Origin of the sequence: Kitasatospora sp. NPDC101157 (genome assembly GCF_044768255.1) — a bacterium.
GTDB lineage: Bacteria > Actinomycetota > Actinomycetes > Streptomycetales > Streptomycetaceae > Kitasatospora.
On record NZ_JBIWPL010000003.1, the window covers coordinates 274,095 to 289,295 of the forward strand.

General features: G+C 74.2%; 11 protein-coding genes. 7 read left to right on the plus strand and 4 right to left on the minus strand.

The features are described from left to right. The first annotated feature begins 21 nt into the window (after positions 1 to 21). The 7 genes from ACIRVF_RS07740 to ACIRVF_RS07770 all read left to right on the plus strand — a co-directional run bounded on the left by ACIRVF_RS07740 (position 22) and on the right by ACIRVF_RS07770 (position 9,199). Positions 22 to 1,020 carry an ABC transporter substrate-binding protein gene (locus ACIRVF_RS07740; RefSeq protein WP_402815199.1) on the plus strand — a complete coding sequence of 333 codons (999 nt, stop codon included), beginning with the start codon at positions 22 to 24 and terminating at the stop codon, positions 1,018 to 1,020. Between the two features lie 139 nt (positions 1,021 to 1,159). Then, positions 1,160 to 2,359: an acetyl-CoA carboxylase biotin carboxylase subunit family protein gene (locus ACIRVF_RS07745; RefSeq protein ID WP_402815201.1), complete on the plus strand. Its 1,200-nt coding sequence runs from the start codon at positions 1,160 to 1,162 to the stop codon at positions 2,357 to 2,359. Then, on the plus strand, positions 2,356 to 4,062 hold the full coding sequence (locus tag ACIRVF_RS07750) for an IucA/IucC family protein (protein WP_402815203.1): 1,707 nt from the start codon (positions 2,356 to 2,358) through the stop codon (positions 4,060 to 4,062). The genes ACIRVF_RS07745 and ACIRVF_RS07750 overlap by 4 nt, the downstream gene beginning before the upstream one ends. Continuing rightward, complete coding sequence (locus ACIRVF_RS07755; protein ID WP_402815205.1) at positions 4,059 to 5,246, plus strand: MFS transporter; 1,188 nt, start codon at positions 4,059 to 4,061, stop codon at positions 5,244 to 5,246. Before ACIRVF_RS07750 ends, ACIRVF_RS07755 begins: the two co-directional genes overlap by 4 nt. Next, positions 5,243 to 6,994, plus strand: coding sequence for an IucA/IucC family protein (locus tag ACIRVF_RS07760; RefSeq protein ID WP_402815207.1), 1,752 nt, complete (start codon positions 5,243 to 5,245; stop codon positions 6,992 to 6,994). The genes ACIRVF_RS07755 and ACIRVF_RS07760 overlap by 4 nt, the downstream gene beginning before the upstream one ends. Next, positions 6,991 to 8,241 carry a type III PLP-dependent enzyme gene (locus tag ACIRVF_RS07765; protein ID WP_402815209.1) on the plus strand — a complete coding sequence of 417 codons (1,251 nt, stop codon included), beginning with the start codon at positions 6,991 to 6,993 and terminating at the stop codon, positions 8,239 to 8,241. The genes ACIRVF_RS07760 and ACIRVF_RS07765 overlap by 4 nt, the downstream gene beginning before the upstream one ends. A gap of 160 nt (positions 8,242 to 8,401) precedes the next feature. After that, positions 8,402 to 9,199 (plus strand): inositol monophosphatase family protein, encoded by a 798-nt coding sequence (locus tag ACIRVF_RS07770; RefSeq protein ID WP_402815755.1) that lies wholly within the window; start codon positions 8,402 to 8,404, stop codon positions 9,197 to 9,199. 119 nt (positions 9,200 to 9,318) lie between these two features. Here ACIRVF_RS07770 and ACIRVF_RS07775 read toward each other — a convergent pair whose 3' ends face one another. The 4 genes from ACIRVF_RS07775 to ACIRVF_RS07790 all read right to left on the minus strand — a co-directional run bounded on the left by ACIRVF_RS07775 (position 9,319) and on the right by ACIRVF_RS07790 (position 15,097). Next, on the minus strand, positions 9,319 to 10,836 hold the full coding sequence (locus ACIRVF_RS07775) for a pyridoxal phosphate-dependent decarboxylase family protein (protein ID WP_402815211.1): 1,518 nt from the start codon (positions 10,834 to 10,836) through the stop codon (positions 9,319 to 9,321). Beyond that, complete coding sequence (locus ACIRVF_RS07780) at positions 10,833 to 12,344, minus strand: diaminobutyrate--2-oxoglutarate transaminase (RefSeq protein ID WP_402815213.1); 1,512 nt, start codon at positions 12,342 to 12,344, stop codon at positions 10,833 to 10,835. Before ACIRVF_RS07780 ends, ACIRVF_RS07775 begins: the two co-directional genes overlap by 4 nt. Positions 12,345 to 12,605: 261 nt before the next feature. Beyond that, positions 12,606 to 13,328, minus strand: coding sequence for a response regulator (locus tag ACIRVF_RS07785; protein ID WP_402815214.1), 723 nt, complete (start codon positions 13,326 to 13,328; stop codon positions 12,606 to 12,608). After that, positions 13,325 to 15,097, minus strand: a complete 1,773-nt coding sequence (locus ACIRVF_RS07790) for an ATP-binding protein (protein ID WP_402815216.1) — start codon at positions 15,095 to 15,097, stop codon at positions 13,325 to 13,327. The genes ACIRVF_RS07785 and ACIRVF_RS07790 overlap by 4 nt, the downstream gene beginning before the upstream one ends. Between the last annotated feature and the right edge of the window lie 104 nt (positions 15,098 to 15,201).

Below are 15,201 nucleotides of genomic sequence, written 5' to 3' on the forward strand. Positions count from 1 at the left end.
CCCAGATCCAAGGAAGCCCCGATGAACCGCCGACTCCCCGTCGCCGTCCTCGCCGTCACCCTCTCCGCCTCGCTCCTCGCCGCCTGCGGCAGCAACGGGGACACCACCGCGTCGGGCGGCGGCTCCGCGTCCTCCGGCACCTCGGCGGGCACCACCGCCGGGTTCCCGCGCAGCGTCAAGCACGCCGCCGGGACGGCCCAGATCAAGTCGCAGCCCAAGCGCGTGGTGGTGCTGGACAGCGGTGAGCTGGACGACGTCACGCTGCTCGGCATCACGCCGGTCGGCGCGGTGTCCCCGCACATGAAGACCGAGGGCGGGTTCCCGAACTACCTGAAGGACAAGATCAAGGACACCAAGGACGTCGGCCCGATGAACGAGCCGAACCTGGAGCTGATCGCCTCCCTCAAGCCCGACCTGATCCTGTCCTCCAAGGTCCGGCACGCCAAGGTGTACGACCAGCTGAACGCGATCGCGCCGACCGTGCTGGCCGAGACCACCGGCTTCCCGTGGAAGGAGAACCTGGCGCTGTACGCCCAGGCGCTCGGCAAGGAGGACGAGGCGAAGAAGGCGCTGGCCGACTACGAGGAGCGGGCGCACAAGCTGGGCGAGGAGATCAAGGCGAAGTACGCCGGGAAGATGCCGACCGCCTCGGTGGTCCGCTTCGTGGCCGGCCCGACCCGCCTGTACGCCAAGGCCTCCTACAGCGGTGTGGTGCTCAAGGACGTGGGCCTGGCCCGCCCGGCCTCGCAGGACGTGGACAAGAACATCGTCGAGGTCAGCGCGGAGCAGATCAGCCAGGCCGACGCCGACCTGGTGTTCGTCACCACGGCCGACGACCCGTCCAAGACCAAGGAGAGCGAGGTCCAGCAGACCCCGGTCTGGCAGGGCCTGAACGCCGTCAAGGAGAACAAGGTCTTCACCGTGCCGGACGAGACCTGGATGTCCGGCATCGGCGTCCAGGCCGCGGACGCGATGCTCGTCGACATCGCGAAGGCGACGGGCGTGGACGCTCCCAAGTAGCACGCCGAACGACTGACAACTGGCAACTGACAACTGACGGCGAACAGATAACAGATGACAGCTTTCGAAATCTGTCATCCGTCTTCTGTCATCTGTTCGCCGTCCTTCGTCCGTCAACCCCGCCCCCAAGGACACTCCCATGCGGCTCTACCTGCTCGCCCTCAACCCCACCGACTCGGTCACCCTCGGCTTCCTGCCCGCCGCCGCCCGGCTCGGGCTCGACGTCACCGTCCTCACCGACCACGTCGAGGCCCACCAACGCGCCTGCGCCGAAGCCGGGTTGGCGTGCGAGGTGGTGGAGTGCGACGTCCAGGACTTCCGCGAGGTGATCGGGCTGATATCCCAACGCCGGACACCCGCCGCGGTGTTCAGCAACAGCGACCACCTGCAGACCCAGACCGCGCTGGTCGCCGAGTACTTCGGCCTGCCCGGCAAGGACTGGAAGGCCGCCCTGCGGGCGAAGAACAAGGGCGAGCTGCGCCGCCACCTCGCCGAGTGCGGGCTGGACCGGGTCTGGTCCGCCGAACTGGCCCCCGGACAGGACCCGACCGGCCTCACCCCGCCGTACCCGTGCATCGTCAAGCCCCGCGAGGGCGTCGCCAGCGAGGACGTCACCCTGGTCGCCGACGCCGCCGAACTCGCCCGGCGGGTGGAGGAGATCCAGCGCCGCCGCCCCGGCGCCACCCTGGTGGTCGAGGAGTTCCTGACCGGCGAGCTGTGCACCCTGGAGACCCTCGGTGACGGCCGCGACCGGCACGTCCTCGGCGGCTTCCGTACCCGGCTCTCCCCGCCCCCGGACTTCATCGAGGAAGTGCTGACCTTCGTTCCGGAACACCCCCGGCCGGTGGTCGACCAGGTGCTCGACCAACTCGACGCCCTCGGCGTCGGACTCGGCGCCTGCCACACCGAGTTCGTCCTCCAGCCGGACGGCCGCGCCCGCATCATCGAGGTCAACTACCGCGCCATCGGCGACCAGTGCGACCTGATGCTCGCCGAGATCCTCCGGATCCCCTACTTCGAGCTGGTGCTGCGCACCCACCTCGGCGAGCCGCTGCCCGCCGACCTCGGCGCGCGCACCGACCAGCGGGCCCGCCACGAGCGCGTCTGCGCCGAATCGGCCGGCACCCTGACCGCCGCCCCCGAGCCCAGCTTCGAGCGACGGGCCGACGGCGTCGTGCTCTCCTACCGCCCGGTGCGCGAACTCGGCGCCCGCCACGAGCTCTACCGCACCAACCGCGACTACCTGGGCATCGTCTGGGCGGTCGGTCCGGACCAGGGCGCGGTGGACTCCGCCGTGGCCGAGTTCATCGCCGCCAACCGCTGGGAGATCGCCTCATGACCCCGGTCCAGGCCGCCGCCCCCGGCAGCGCGCCCGTCGACGGAACCGCCGCCGATCGGCTGACCGTGCGGGTCCTGTCCGCACTGCTGCGCGAGGACGTGCTGGGCCTGCGGGCCAACGGCGTCCTGGAGCAGCGGCCCGACGGCCCCTGGCTGAGCGACGGCACCCTTGCCCTCCCCGTCACCCTCGATGGCTTCCAGGCCGACCACGCCGCCCGGCTGCCGGAGTTGGAGGTGAACGGGACCCGCCTCACCGACCTGCCCGCCGTCCTCGCCCACCTGGCCGACCGCGCCGATCCGCTGGACCGCCCGGGCCACCTGGCCTTCGCCGAGGAGTGCCGGCAGACCCTCGCCACCATGGAGCTCCACGACCGGGTGCTGCCCGAGGTGCACACCGACCTCGCCGAGCGCTACGGCAAGGACGTGGCCGACTGGACCGGCCCGCGCGCCTCCCTCGGCTTCGAGGCGCTGGCCGCCTTCCTGGACCACCCGGTGTACCCGACCGCCCGCGGCCGCGCCGGCCTTACCGAGCCCCAACTGCACTCCTACGCGCCCGAGTTCCACCCAACCTTCAAGTTGCGCTGGCTCGCCGTCCCGGCCGGGCTCCTGACCGTACGCGGCGACGGCCCGCTGCCGGCCTGGTGGCCGAGCGCCGAACGGCTCGGCGTACCCGGCGAGTTCCTGACCGTCCCGGTCCATCCGCTCACCGCGGCGGAGGACTTCGGCCGGATCGCGCCGGGCGCGGTACTCGCCCCCGAGCCGTACCTCGACGTGCTGCCGACGCTGTCCATGCGCACCGTCGCCGTCGCCGAGGACCCGGCCTGCCACCTCAAACTGCCCCTGGCCACCGCAACTCTGGGCCTGCGCAACCGGCGCACCATCAAGCCGGTCACGCTCGTCAACGGAGCCGTCGGACAGCGCCTGGTGGAGGCCGTGGTCGCCCGCGAACCGCGCTTCACCGGGCGGGTGCTGCACGCCGACGAGCAGCGCTACGCCCACGCCGGCGACGAGCTGCTCGCCGTCCTGCTGCGCCGCTACCCGGCCGGCCTGGACGGCGCCGTCACCGTGCCGCTGGCGGCCCTGCTCGCCCAGGCCCCCGACGGGCGGCTGGTGATCGACCACCTGGCCGACCGCTTCCACCGCGGCTCCGTCCTCGCCCTGTACGAGGACCTGCTGCGGCTGCTGGTCGACTGGCAGACCACCCTGTTCGGCCACGGCATCGCCCTGGAGTCGCACCAGCAGAACACCTCACTCGTCCTCGACGGCTCCGGCCTGCGGCTGCTCTACAAGGACAACGACGGACCGCGGATCAACACCGCCCGGATCGGCGAACTGGCTCCCCTGGCAGCCGAGTTCCGCGACCCGCGGATCCTCGGAGACCGGGACCGCGCGCTCACCGACCTGTTCACCACCATCACCGGTCACCTGTGCACCGCCTCGCTCGCCTTCGGCCTCGCCGCGCACGGCCGGGTACCGCTGGAGCGGAGCCTGGATCTGCTGCGCAGCACCCTCGCCGAGGCCGTCGACCGCCTCGGCGAGGCCGGACAGCCGCTGCGCACCGACCTGTTGGACGCCGAACGGCTGCCGGTCAAGGCCATGGTGAGCGCCGGCACCCTGCTCAGCAAGGAGCGCAGCGGCGCCGCCGACATCAACAAGCACTACACCGACGGCCCCAACTACCTGCTGCCGAAGGACCGCTCATGACGACAGTGGAGCCGGTGACGCGCGTGGCCGGAGCGGTCGGACTGGACCGGCGCCAGGTGCACGCGGTGGCGGCCTGCTACTTCGTCGCCTCCTTCGCCGCCCTCGGCCTGCCGCCCTACCTGACCGAGATCCTCCCGGGCCTCGGCGACCACGACGGGCACTGGGCCGGCCTGCTCTACATCGTGCCGACCGTCTTCACGGCCCTCGGCGCGCCGCTGTGGGGCCGGCTGGCCGACCGCTTCGGCCAGAAGCGGCTGCTGCTGCGCGCCCAACTCGGCCTCACGGTCTCCTTCCTGCTCGCCGGGGCAGCCGACAGCCTGCCCGCCTTCACCGTCGCGCTGGTCCTCCAGGGCTTCCTCGGCGGCACCTTCTCCGCCACCAACGGCTACCTCGCGGCGGCCCTGGACGGCTCCCAACTGTCCAGGGCACTGACCCTGATGCAGGGCAGCGCCCGGGCCGCCCTGGTCGCGGCACCGATCCTGGTCGGCGCGCTGTCGCCGTGGATCGACCCGCACCGGCAGTACCTGGTGCTGGCCGTGCTGCCGCTGACCGCCGCCGTGCTGCTCACCTTCCTGCCGGAGCCGGTCAGTCCGGCCACCGCCCGAACCGGCGGTGACACCCCCGAGACCGCTCCGCCGGGCTCGCTCAGGCTGCTCTACACCTTCGAGTTCGCCTTCGTCTTCGCCACCATCATCTCCTTCCCGTACCTGATAACCCTGGTCCAGCAGCGGCTGCCGGGCGTCAACGGGACCGTCGCGGGCCTGCTGTTCGCGCTGCCGCACCTGGTCTACCTGGTCGGCGCCGGGCGGGTGCACGGCGCCGTCGAGGCACGCCCCCGGACCGGACTGGCCGTGGGCTTCGTCCTGGTCGCCCTCGGACTGGCCGGCCACGCCCCGGCCCACTCCCTGCTCACCTTCGCCCTCACCCGGGCGGTGCTCGGACTCGGCATGACCTTCGGCCTGGTCTGCCTCGCCGTCCTCGCCGCCGAAGCCGCCCGCGGCCGCGCACCCGGCCGGATGTTCGGCACCCGCGAAACCGTCTCCAAGTGCGGTGCCGTCGCCGCCGGACTCGCTGCCGCACTCGCCAACGGCAGCGGCGGCCCGGCCGCCCCGGTGGTCACCGGCACCGTCGCCGCACTGGCCGCCGCCCTGCTCGCCCTCCTGACCCGTAGGAGCCCCCGATGACCGCCCGGCCCGCCACCCTCCCCGCCGCCGCGCCCGACACGAACGCCCAACTTCCCGGCGCCGACGAGGCGGTGGCCCACACCCTGCTCAACTGCCTGCTGCGCGAGGTCTCCGCACCCGAGCACCAGACCGCCGTCGACGACGGCCGGCTGCTGCTGCGCCTGCCGCGCCGCGGCACCCTGCTGCGGGTCGCCCTGCGCCGCACCTCCCTGCTCGGCGCGCACCGCTTCACCGGCCCGGTGCACGAGGAAACCCAGGACGGCTGGCGCGAGGTGGGCTGGCGCGAGCTGGCCGGGTACGCCCAGGACGAACTGGAGCTGCGCACCGGCACGGTGAACGAGGAATTCCTCGACCAGGTGGCCTCCAGCCACCACGGCGTCGGTGCGGGCCTGGCCGAACGTCCGGCCGCCGGGCCGGACCGCTACCTGGAGTCCGAGCAGGCCCTGCTGTTCGGCCACCGCTTCCACCCGGCCCCCAAGTCCCGCTCCGCCGCCCGCGGTGACTGGCGCGACTACGCGCCCGAGTCGCGTGCGGCCTTCCCGCTGCGCCACCTCGCCGTCCGCGCCGAACTGCTGGCCGAGGAGTCCGCGGACGGGGCCGCCGGTACCGTACTCGACGGCCTCGGCGAGGTGCCGGACGGCTACCGGCTGCTGCCCGCCCACCCCTGGCAGTACCAACTCATCGGCGACCACCCGCTGTTGCGCGCTGCGCTGGCCCGCGGCGACGTCCTCGACCTCGGCCCGCGCGGCGAGGACTTCGCCGCCACCGCCTCGGTGCGCACCCTGTACGGCGCGGACGCCTTCCTCAAGTTCAGCCTCAACGTCCGCATCACCAACTGCCTGCGCAAGAACGCCGCCTACGAACTCACCGGCGCCGTCGCACTCACCCGGCTGCTCGACCCCGCGCTCACCGACCTCGCCCGGCGCTTCCCCGGGGCGGCGATGCTGCGCGAGCCCGCCTTCCGCACCCTCGCCCTGCCCGGCCCCGACGGCCACCCCGACCGGGCGCTGTACGAGGGCTTCGGCCTGATCCTGCGCGAGGGGTTCGGCGGCCTGCTGCGGCCCGGCGTGACCCCGCTGCTCGCCGCCGCCGTCGCCGACGAGCACCCGACCAGTTCTGCGCACATCTCCCTTCTGCTGGACGGCGGTTCGGACGGAACGGCGGCGCTCGACTGGTGGCGCCGGTACCTGCGGCTGCTCCTCCCGCCCGTGCTGGCCGCCTACTTCGACCACGGTGTGGTGCTGGAGCCGCACCTGCAGAACGTGCTGATCGGCGTGGACGCCGAGGGCCGTCCGACGCAGGTGCTCTTCCGCGACCTCGAAGGCACCAAGCTCGTCCCGGAGCGGAACGCCGACATCCTGGCTGCCCTGCCGCCCGAGGTGGCCGGACCGATGACGTACGACGCCGAGCGCGGCTGGGACCGGGTGGTCTACTGCCTGCTGGTCAACCACGTCGCCGAACTGCTCGCCGCCCTCGCCGACCGCCACCCCGACCTGGAGTGCGCGCTCTGGCAGACCGTCCGGGACGTCCTGGAGGAGTACGCCGCCGCGCACGGCCGCCCGCCCCGCCTGCGGGCGCTGCTGGCCGGCGTTCCGCTGCCCGCCAAGGCCAACCTGCTGACCCGCTGGGAGCGCAAGGCCGACCGCGAGGCCGGGTACGTCCGACTGCCGTCCCCGCTGGCCGGTTCGGTGCTCGCCGAGGCCGCCCGCATGACCGCCCACCGGCCCGCCGGGAGCACCACCCGATGACCACCACCGTGAAGGGCACTGTGAACAGCACCGCCAACAGCACCCTCGACAGCCCCGTCCACCGCCATGTCGCCTCGCTCGCGGCCGACGAACTTCCCGCTTATGTCTACGACTTGACCGCACTGCGCGAGCACGCCGCCGCCGTACGGGCCGCACTGCCCGAGCGGGTCGAGCTGTACTACGCCGCCAAGGCCAACCCGGAGGCGCCGCTGCTGACCGCGCTGCGCGACATCGTCGACGGCTACGAGGTGTCCAGCGGCGGGGAGTTGGCGCACGTGCGGACCACCGTTCCGGACGCACCGCTGGCCTTCGGCGGGCCGGGCAAGACCCCGTCCGAGATCGCCGCCGCCGTGGACGCCGGGGTGCACCGCTGGCACGTCGAGAGCGAGCAGGAGCTGCACCGGCTCGCCGCCGTGCTGGCGGAGCGGCCGGGGGCTGCGGTGGACGTCCTGCTGCGGGTCAACCTGCCGGTGGTGACCGACGCCCTGGACGCGGTGCCGCTGGCCATGGGCGGACGGCCGACCCCGTTCGGGCTCGACCCGGAGCAGGCCGAGGAGTGCGTCCGGCTGCTCACCGGGGGCGGCCCGCTCGGCCGGCAACTGCGCCTGCGCGGGGTGCACGCCCACCTGGCCAGCGGGCTGGCGGCGGCGGAGCAGCTGGCGGTCGCCGAGCAGATCGTCACCTGGTCGGCCGAGCTCGCCGAGCGGACCGGCTTCCCGCTCACCGAGGTCAACATCGGCGGCGGCATGGCGGTGGACTACGACGACCCGGCGCGGCGCTTCGACTGGACGGCCTTCGGCAAGGGCCTCGCCGAGCTCCTCGACGCCCGCCCCGGGCTCACCCTGCGGATCGAGCCCGGCCGCGCGCTGACGGCGTACTGCGGCTGGTACGCCACCGAGGTGCTGGACGTGAAGCGGAGCCACGGCGAGGACTTCGCGGTGGTCCGCGGCGGCACCCACCACCTGCGCACCCCCGCGACCCGCGGGCACTCCCAGCCCTTCGAGGTGCTCCCGGTGGACGCCTGGCCGCACCACTGGGCCCGCCCCGCCGTCGGCACCGGCCGGGCCACCCTGGCCGGGCAGCTGTGCACCCCGAAGGACGTGCTCGCCCGGGCGGCGGGCGACGCGGCCGGTCTGCGGGCGGCGGACCGGGTGCTGTTCGCGATGGCGGGCGCCTACGGGTGGAACATCTCGCACCACGAGTTCCTGATGCACCCCCGCCCGGGATTCCACTACCTGGGCGGCTGACGGCGAACAGCTGACAGGTTTCAGATGGCAACTAACAGATTTCAGCTGACAGAATTCGTCATCTGTCAGCTGAAATCTGTTTGCCGTCACCCGTCCGCCGACACCACGTTCGCGCACTCGTGCGAAAGTGGTAGTCGGCGAAGGGAGCGCGAACGTGCTGATGGACAAGGTGGCGGAGATACTCGCCGAGGCTTCGGCCCAGGCGGTGGAACCGCGCTTCCGGGCGTTGACCGCCGGCGAAGTGATGGAGAAGGCGCCGGGCGAGATCGTGACCATCGCCGACCGCGAGGCCGAGGCGATCATCGCCCGCCGCCTGCACGAGCTGCTCCCCGTCCCGGTGGTCGGCGAGGAGGCGGTGGCCGCCGAGCCGTCGCTCGCCGAGGCCATCCACGACGAGCCCGCCGTCTGGCTGGTCGACCCGGTGGACGGCACCTCCAACTTCGTCGCCGGCCGGCCCGACTACGCCGTGATGTGCTCCCTGGTCCGCACCGGCCGGACGGTCGCCTCGTGGATCTGGCAGCCCGCCACCGCGATCGGCTACCGCGCCGAACTGGGCTCCGGCGCCTGGCGCGACGGCGAACGCCTCTCCCGCCCGCCGGCACCGGCCGACGCCGGGGAGCTCACCGGCATCCTGAAGAGCCGCTTCCTCGCCCCGGACGACCGGCGCCGTCTGGAGTCCGGCTGCTCCGCCTTCGGCGAGATCTCCCCCGGCCGCAGCGCCGCCGGGATCGAGTACCCGGACGTCGTCGAGGGCCGGACCGACTTCATCTTCTACTGGCGCACCCTCCCCTGGGACCACGCCCCGGGATCGCTGCTGCTCACCGAGGCCGGCGGCGTCGCGGCTCGCCTGGACGGCACCCCCTACCAGCCCGAGGCCCCCGGCTGCGAGGACGGGCTGCTGGTCGCCGCCGACGCCGACACCTGGGAACGCACCCGCGGCATCCTGCTGAACGCCTGATCCCTCCCCGAGGCCGCGCCCCTGCCCACACCCCGAGGCCCGCGCCCCCGCCCCGCCCCCGTCCCGGGGCCCGCGCCCTTGCCCCGCGCACTGGGGCCACGCGCTGGGGCCACGAGCCGCTACCCCGCCCGCTCCCCGGCGACCTTGCGCCCCGCCCCGACCACCTCCCGCAGCAGCGCGCCCACCTCCCCCACCGTCGTGTGCGGATTGAGCAGCGTGAGCTTCAGCCGCACCCGCCCCGGCCCCTCCCCCGGCAGCTCGGTGCGCCCGACCACCGCGCGCCCGGTGCGCAGCAGCAGTCGGCGCAACTGCCCGTTCAGCTGGTCCACGGCGGCCTCGTCCGTCAGCCCGGGCGGCCGGTAGCGGAAGAGCAGGGCGGTGAGGACCGGCTCGGCGTGCAGTTCCAGCGAGGGTTCGGCGCGGACGCCGGCGGCCGCGGCCAGCGCCAGTTCGTGGCAGGTGTCCACCAGCCGGCCGAGCCCCTCCCGGCCGAGGGTGCGCAGGGTGACGGCGATTTTGACGGCGTCGGCCCGCCGGGTGGTGCGCAGCGAGCGGCCGAGCAGGCTGGGGTAGCCGGCCTGCTCGTCGTCGACCGGGTTGAGGTACTCGGCGCGCCGGGCGAGCGAAACGTACGTCTCCGCCCGGCGGACCAGGAAGATCCCGGCGGCCGACGGCTGCCAGCCGAGCTTGTGCCAGTCGAGGGAGACCGAGTCGGCGCGGGCGATGCCGTCGAGCAGCGGGGCGAGCCGGTCGGAGAGCAGTGCGCCGCCGCCGTACGCGGCGTCGACGTGCAGCCAGGCGCCGTAGCGCCCGGCCAGGTCGGCGGCGGCGTCCAACGGGTCGATCGCGCCGGTGTCGGTGGTCCCGGCGGTGGCGACGACGGCGACGGGGGTCCGCCCGGCCCAGCTGACCTCGGCCAGTGCTCGTTCCAACTCCTCGGGAGGCATCCGGAGTTGGCGGTCGACGGGGACGGCGACCACGGCTCGTTCGCCGAGGCCGAGCAGGGCGGCCGAGCGTTGGACGGAGAAGTGCGCGGCCTCCGAGGCGAGGATGCACGGCCGTACGCCCGGCGGGATCCCGTCCAGTTCCACGATGCCGTCGAGCTTCTGGTCCCGTGCCAGCATCAGGCCCATCAGGTTGGACTCGGTGCCGCCGGAGGTGAGCACCCCGGCGGCGCGGGCCGGATCGTAACCGACCAGCGCGGCGAGTTCGGCGATCAGCGCCGTCTCCAGGGCCGTCGCGGCGGGGGCCTGGTCCCAGGAGTCCTGGGAGGGGTTGAGCGCGCTGACCGCGAGGTCGGCAGCGGTCGCGACGGCGAGCGGCGGGCAGTGCAGGTGGGCGGCACAGGCCGGGTCGGCCGGGTCGGCCGCGCCGTAGGCGAGCAGTTCGGTGAGCCGGGCCAGCGCGCCGCGCCCGCTGGTTCCGGACAGCCCGTCCGCGACCAGGGCGGCGATCTCGGCCGGGCTCCCGGCGGGCAGCGGTCCGGAGCGCAGTGCGGTGCCGGTCTCCAGCGCGTCGAGGACGGTGGCCAGCAGCGGTCCGAGCGCCCGGGGACCCCCGGCGCCGCCCGCGAGCGCGTCCAACGGGACGTCCTCTCCGGGTAGCCCGGGCACCGGCCCGGACACGTCGGCGGTCATGCGCCGCCCCGGGCGGTCGGCGCGGCCCCCGACGGAGCCACGGCCGACGCCGACACCAACCCCGACCCCGATCCTGCACCCGACCCCGACCCCGACCCTGCCCCTGCGGCCGACCCCGCCCCGGACGCCGAGGCCGCCGCGATCGCGTCCGCCAGCCGGTCCAGCACCGCGGCGACCTGCTCGTCGGTGATGGTGAGCGGCGGCAGAAGCCGCAGCACCGCGTCGTGCCGCCCGCCGAGTTCGACGATCAGCCCGCGCGCCAGGCAGGCCTCCCGGACCCGTACGGCGAGCGCCGGGTCGGCCGGCCGGGCGCCGCAGACGTCGGGTTCGGCGGCCGGGTCGACCAGTTCGACGCCGATCATCAGCCCCCGCCCGCGGACGTCGCCGATCGCCGGCAGTTCCGCGGCGAGTTCGCGCAGCCGGGCGGTCATCCGGGCGCCGGCCGTGGCGGCCCGCTCGGCCAGTCCGTGCGCGGCGACGTACCGCAGGGTGGCGGCGCCGGCGGCCATCGCGAGGGTGTTGCCGCGGAAGGTGCCGGTGTGGGCGCCGGGCCGCCAGCCGTCGTAGTCCTCGCGGTAGACGACGACGGCGAGCGGAAGGCTGCCGCCGATGGCCTTGGAGAGCACCATCGCGTCCGGGACGATCCCGCTGTGCTCGACCGCCCACATCGCGCCGGTGCGCCCGACGCCGGTCTGCACCTCGTCCACGATCAGCGGGATGCCGCGTTCGGCGGTGATCCGGCGCATCTCGCGCAGCCAGCCGTCCGGTGCGGGGACGACCCCGCCCTCGCCCTGGACCGCCTCCAGGATCATCGCGGCGGGCGGCACCACGCCGCCCGAGGGGTCGTCCAGCAGCCGTTCCACGTAGGTCGCGCCGAGTTCGGCGCCTGTCTCGCCGCCGACACCGAACGGGCAGCGGTAGCCGTACGGGTAGGGCAGCCGCACCACCTCGCCGCCACCGGGCAGCGGCTCCTTGACGGCGACGTTGCCGGTGAGCGCGAGTGCGCCCGCGGTCATGCCGTGGTAGGCGCCGGTGAAGGCGAGCGAACCGGACCGTCCGGTGGCGGTCTGCATCAGTTTGAGCGCGGCCTCGACGGCGTCCGTACCGGCCGGTCCGCAGAAGTGCACCCGGGCGCGGGCGGCGAACTCGGCGGGCAGGCTCTCGAACAGCGCGCTGGTGAAGTCGTCCTTCTCGGCGGTGGCGAGGTCGAGCAGGTGCAGCGGGGCGCCGCTGTCGAGGGTGCGGCGGATCGCCTCCAGCACGACGGGGTGGTTGTGGCCGAGGGCGAGCGTCCCGGCTCCGGAGAGGCAGTCCAGGTAGCGGCGCCCGTCGGCGCCCTCGACGGTCATGCCGTGGGCCCGGACCGGGACGATCGGGAAGGAGCGGGCGTACGTCCGGGCGGCGGACTCGCGGACGCGCTGTCGGCGCAGGATGGCGTCACGGGAGGGCGGGGCCGCGCTGGCGGTGGCCCCGGAGGCGGCCGGGGAGGGTACGGCGGCGAGCGACAAGGCGAACCCCCAAAAGAAGTTAGGTAAGCCTAACTTTATCCCCCTTGACCTGGCGGAACGTCTCGGGGCACCCAGAACCACCCGAGCGAGTGAACCTCCCTCGGTACCACCCGCGCCACCCCGGCCAGCCCAACGACCGACCCGCCGAAAAGTCACACGCCCGACCGCTCCGGACCGCTCCGGACCGCTACCGACCGGTCCCGACCGGTCCCGACCACTGCCGACTGCTTCCGGCCGGTTCCGCCAGGGCGGGCCGGGACGTCACCTCCCCTTCCACCGGTAGCAGAGCTCCGGCCGCCCCACGCTCCCGTACTGCGGCTCGCGCACCGCCCGCCCGGTGTCCACCAGGTGTTCCAGGTAGCGCCGCGCGGTGATCCGGGACACCCCGGCGGCGGCACCGGCGGCCGCCGCCGACAGCCCGGTCGCGGCCTCCCGCAGCACCGAGGCGACGGTGTCCAGGGTGGGCGCGCTCAGTCCCTTGGGCAGCGAGCTGCGCTCGGGCGTGCGGAGCAGGGCCAACGCCTGGTCGACCTCGTCCTGGCCGGTCGCCTCCCCGGTGCGTCCGAGGCTGTCCCGGTAGCGGGCGTAGCGCTCCAGCCGGTCGTGCAGGGCCGCCGCGCTGAACGGTTTCAGCAGGTACTGGACGACGCCCGCCGAGACCGCCTGCCGGACCATGGCGAGGTCACGTGCCGAGGTCACCGCGATGACGTCGGTGCCGTGCCCGGCGGCGCGCAGCGTGCGGCACAGCTGGAGGCCGTGACCGTCCGGCAGGTAGAGGTCGAGCAGGGTGAGGTCGACGGGTGCTCCGGCGCCGCGCGCCCGCTCCAGGAAGCGCAGCGCGTCCGCGCAGCTGTGGACGGTGCCGACGGCGTGGAAGCCGGGCTCGCGCTCGACGTACAGGGTGTGCGCGGCGGCGGCCACCGGGTCGTCCTCCACGACCAGGACGGAGATCCCATTGCGGGCCCCGTCGGCGGCGCCGGTCACGCCGGGGCCCCTTCGCGCTCCCGCACCTGTCCGGCCAGCGGCAGCCGTACGGTGAGCACCGCGCCGCGCTCGCGCCCGACCTCGACGGTGCCGCCGTTGCGCCGGGCGGCCTGGGCGACCAGCGCCAGCCCGAGGCCGTGCCCGCGGCCGTCCTGCTTGGTGCTCCAGCCACGCCGGAACACGTCCTCGACGGCGGAGGGGTCGATGCCCGCCCCGGTGTCGGCGACCCGCAACAGCAGGCAGGCACCGTCCCGGGCGGCTCCTCCTCCGCCACCACCGTCACCGCCGATGCCGACACCGATGCCCCCGACGCCGATGCCGCCGACGCCGACGCCGGCGCCGTCCCGCGGATCCTCGATCCGCGCGGTGACGGTGACCTCCGGGGCGACCGGGCTGTGCGCGGACCCGGCGATCGCGGCGTCCACCGCGTTGTCGATCAGATTGCCGAGGACGGTGATCAGGTCGCGGGGGGCGAGCCCGGGCGGCAGCACTCCGTCGTCGATCCGACTGTCCTCGGTGAGGGTCAACTCCACGCCCCGCTCGGCGGCCTGGGCCGCCTTGCCGAGCAGCAGCGCGGCCAGCACCGGCTCGCTGACCGCGGCGACCACCCGGTCGGTGAGCTGCTGGGCGAGGGCGAGTTCGGCGGTGGCGAACTCCACCGCCTGTTCGTGGCGGCCGAGTTCGATCAGCGAGACGACGGCGTGCAGCCGGTTGGCGGCCTCGTGCGCCTGAGCGCCGAGCGCCTCGGTGAAGCCGCGCACCGAGTCCAACTCACCGCTGAGCGACTGCAGTTCGGTGTGGTCGCGAAGGGTCACCACCCGACCGAGACCGGTACCGATGGTGGAGGTGTTGAGCACCACGACCCGCTCGGCGGTCAGGTGAACCTCGTCCCGCACCGGCACCTCACCGAGCACGGCCGCCACCAGCGCCTCCGGCAGCCCCAGAGAGCCCACCGGGCGGCCGTCCAACTCACCCTCCAACCCGAGCAGTTCGCGGGCGGCGTCGTTGCACAGCACCACCCGGTGCGCCCGGTCGAGCAGGATCAGCCCCTCGCGCACCGAGTGCAGGGTCGCCTGGTGGTACTCGTAGAGGTGGCTGAGCTCGTCCGGTCCCATGCCGTGGGTGTGCCGCCGCAGCCGGGAGTTGGCGAGGTAGGTGCCCGCCCCGCCGAGCGCCAGGGCACCCACCGCGACCCCGACCAGGGCGAGCAGCGGCCCGCTCAGCTGGGCGGAGATCGACTCCAGGGTCAGCCCCACGCTGACCAGCGCGACCACCCGGTGCCGGTCGTCCCACACCGGGGTCACCACCCGCACGGACGGGCCGAGCGTTCCGGTGTACGTCTCGCTGCGGGTCCGGCCGGCCAGCGCCCAGTCGATGTGCCCGAGGTACGGCTTGCCGATCTGCTCCCGCAGCGGGTGGGTCCAGCGCACCCCGTCGGTGTCCATGACGGTGATGAAGGAGACCCCGGTGTCCTGACGCACCTGCTCGACGTACGGCTGGAGCACCGCGGTCGGGTCGGGTCCGCCGACGGCCGAGCGCACGGTCGGCGAGTCGGCGACGGCGTGGGCGACCGAGGTGACCTCGCGGCGGGCCGCGTCCTCGGTGCGCTCGGCGGTGAACAGGTACGCGAGCACCGCGCCGCCCGCGACCACGGCGGCGACGATGACCACCTGGACGACGAACAGCTGCCCGGCCAGGCTGCGGACCAGCCGGTGCGGCAGGGGGAACCACCGGTGACGCGAGCGGGTGGGGGCGGTGCTCACGGACATGCCTGCCAGTGTGCACCACGGCCCGGGCCGCCCCCAGGGGCCGGACCGCGTCCCCAGGGGCCGGACCGCGTCCGCAGGACCCCTGGCCGTTCCCGTCGCGCCGT

Excerpts from the sequence above, each read along its gene's own strand:
- ACIRVF_RS07740 (WP_402815199.1), top strand. The coding sequence starts at position 22 with ATGAACCGCCGACTCCCCGTCGCCGTCCTCGCCGTCACCCTCTCCGCC.
- ACIRVF_RS07745 (WP_402815201.1), top strand. The coding sequence starts at position 1,160 with ATGCGGCTCTACCTGCTCGCCCTCAACCCCACCGACTCGGTCACCCTC.
- ACIRVF_RS07750 (WP_402815203.1), top strand. The coding sequence starts at position 2,356 with ATGACCCCGGTCCAGGCCGCCGCCCCCGGCAGCGCGCCCGTCGACGGA.
- ACIRVF_RS07755 (WP_402815205.1), top strand. The coding sequence starts at position 4,059 with ATGACGACAGTGGAGCCGGTGACGCGCGTGGCCGGAGCGGTCGGACTG.
- ACIRVF_RS07760 (WP_402815207.1), top strand. The coding sequence starts at position 5,243 with ATGACCGCCCGGCCCGCCACCCTCCCCGCCGCCGCGCCCGACACGAAC.
- ACIRVF_RS07765 (WP_402815209.1), top strand. The coding sequence starts at position 6,991 with ATGACCACCACCGTGAAGGGCACTGTGAACAGCACCGCCAACAGCACC.
- ACIRVF_RS07770 (WP_402815755.1), top strand. The coding sequence starts at position 8,402 with ATGGACAAGGTGGCGGAGATACTCGCCGAGGCTTCGGCCCAGGCGGTG.
- ACIRVF_RS07775 (WP_402815211.1), bottom strand. The coding sequence starts at position 10,836 with ATGACCGCCGACGTGTCCGGGCCGGTGCCCGGGCTACCCGGAGAGGAC.
- ACIRVF_RS07790 (WP_402815216.1), bottom strand. The coding sequence starts at position 15,097 with ATGTCCGTGAGCACCGCCCCCACCCGCTCGCGTCACCGGTGGTTCCCC.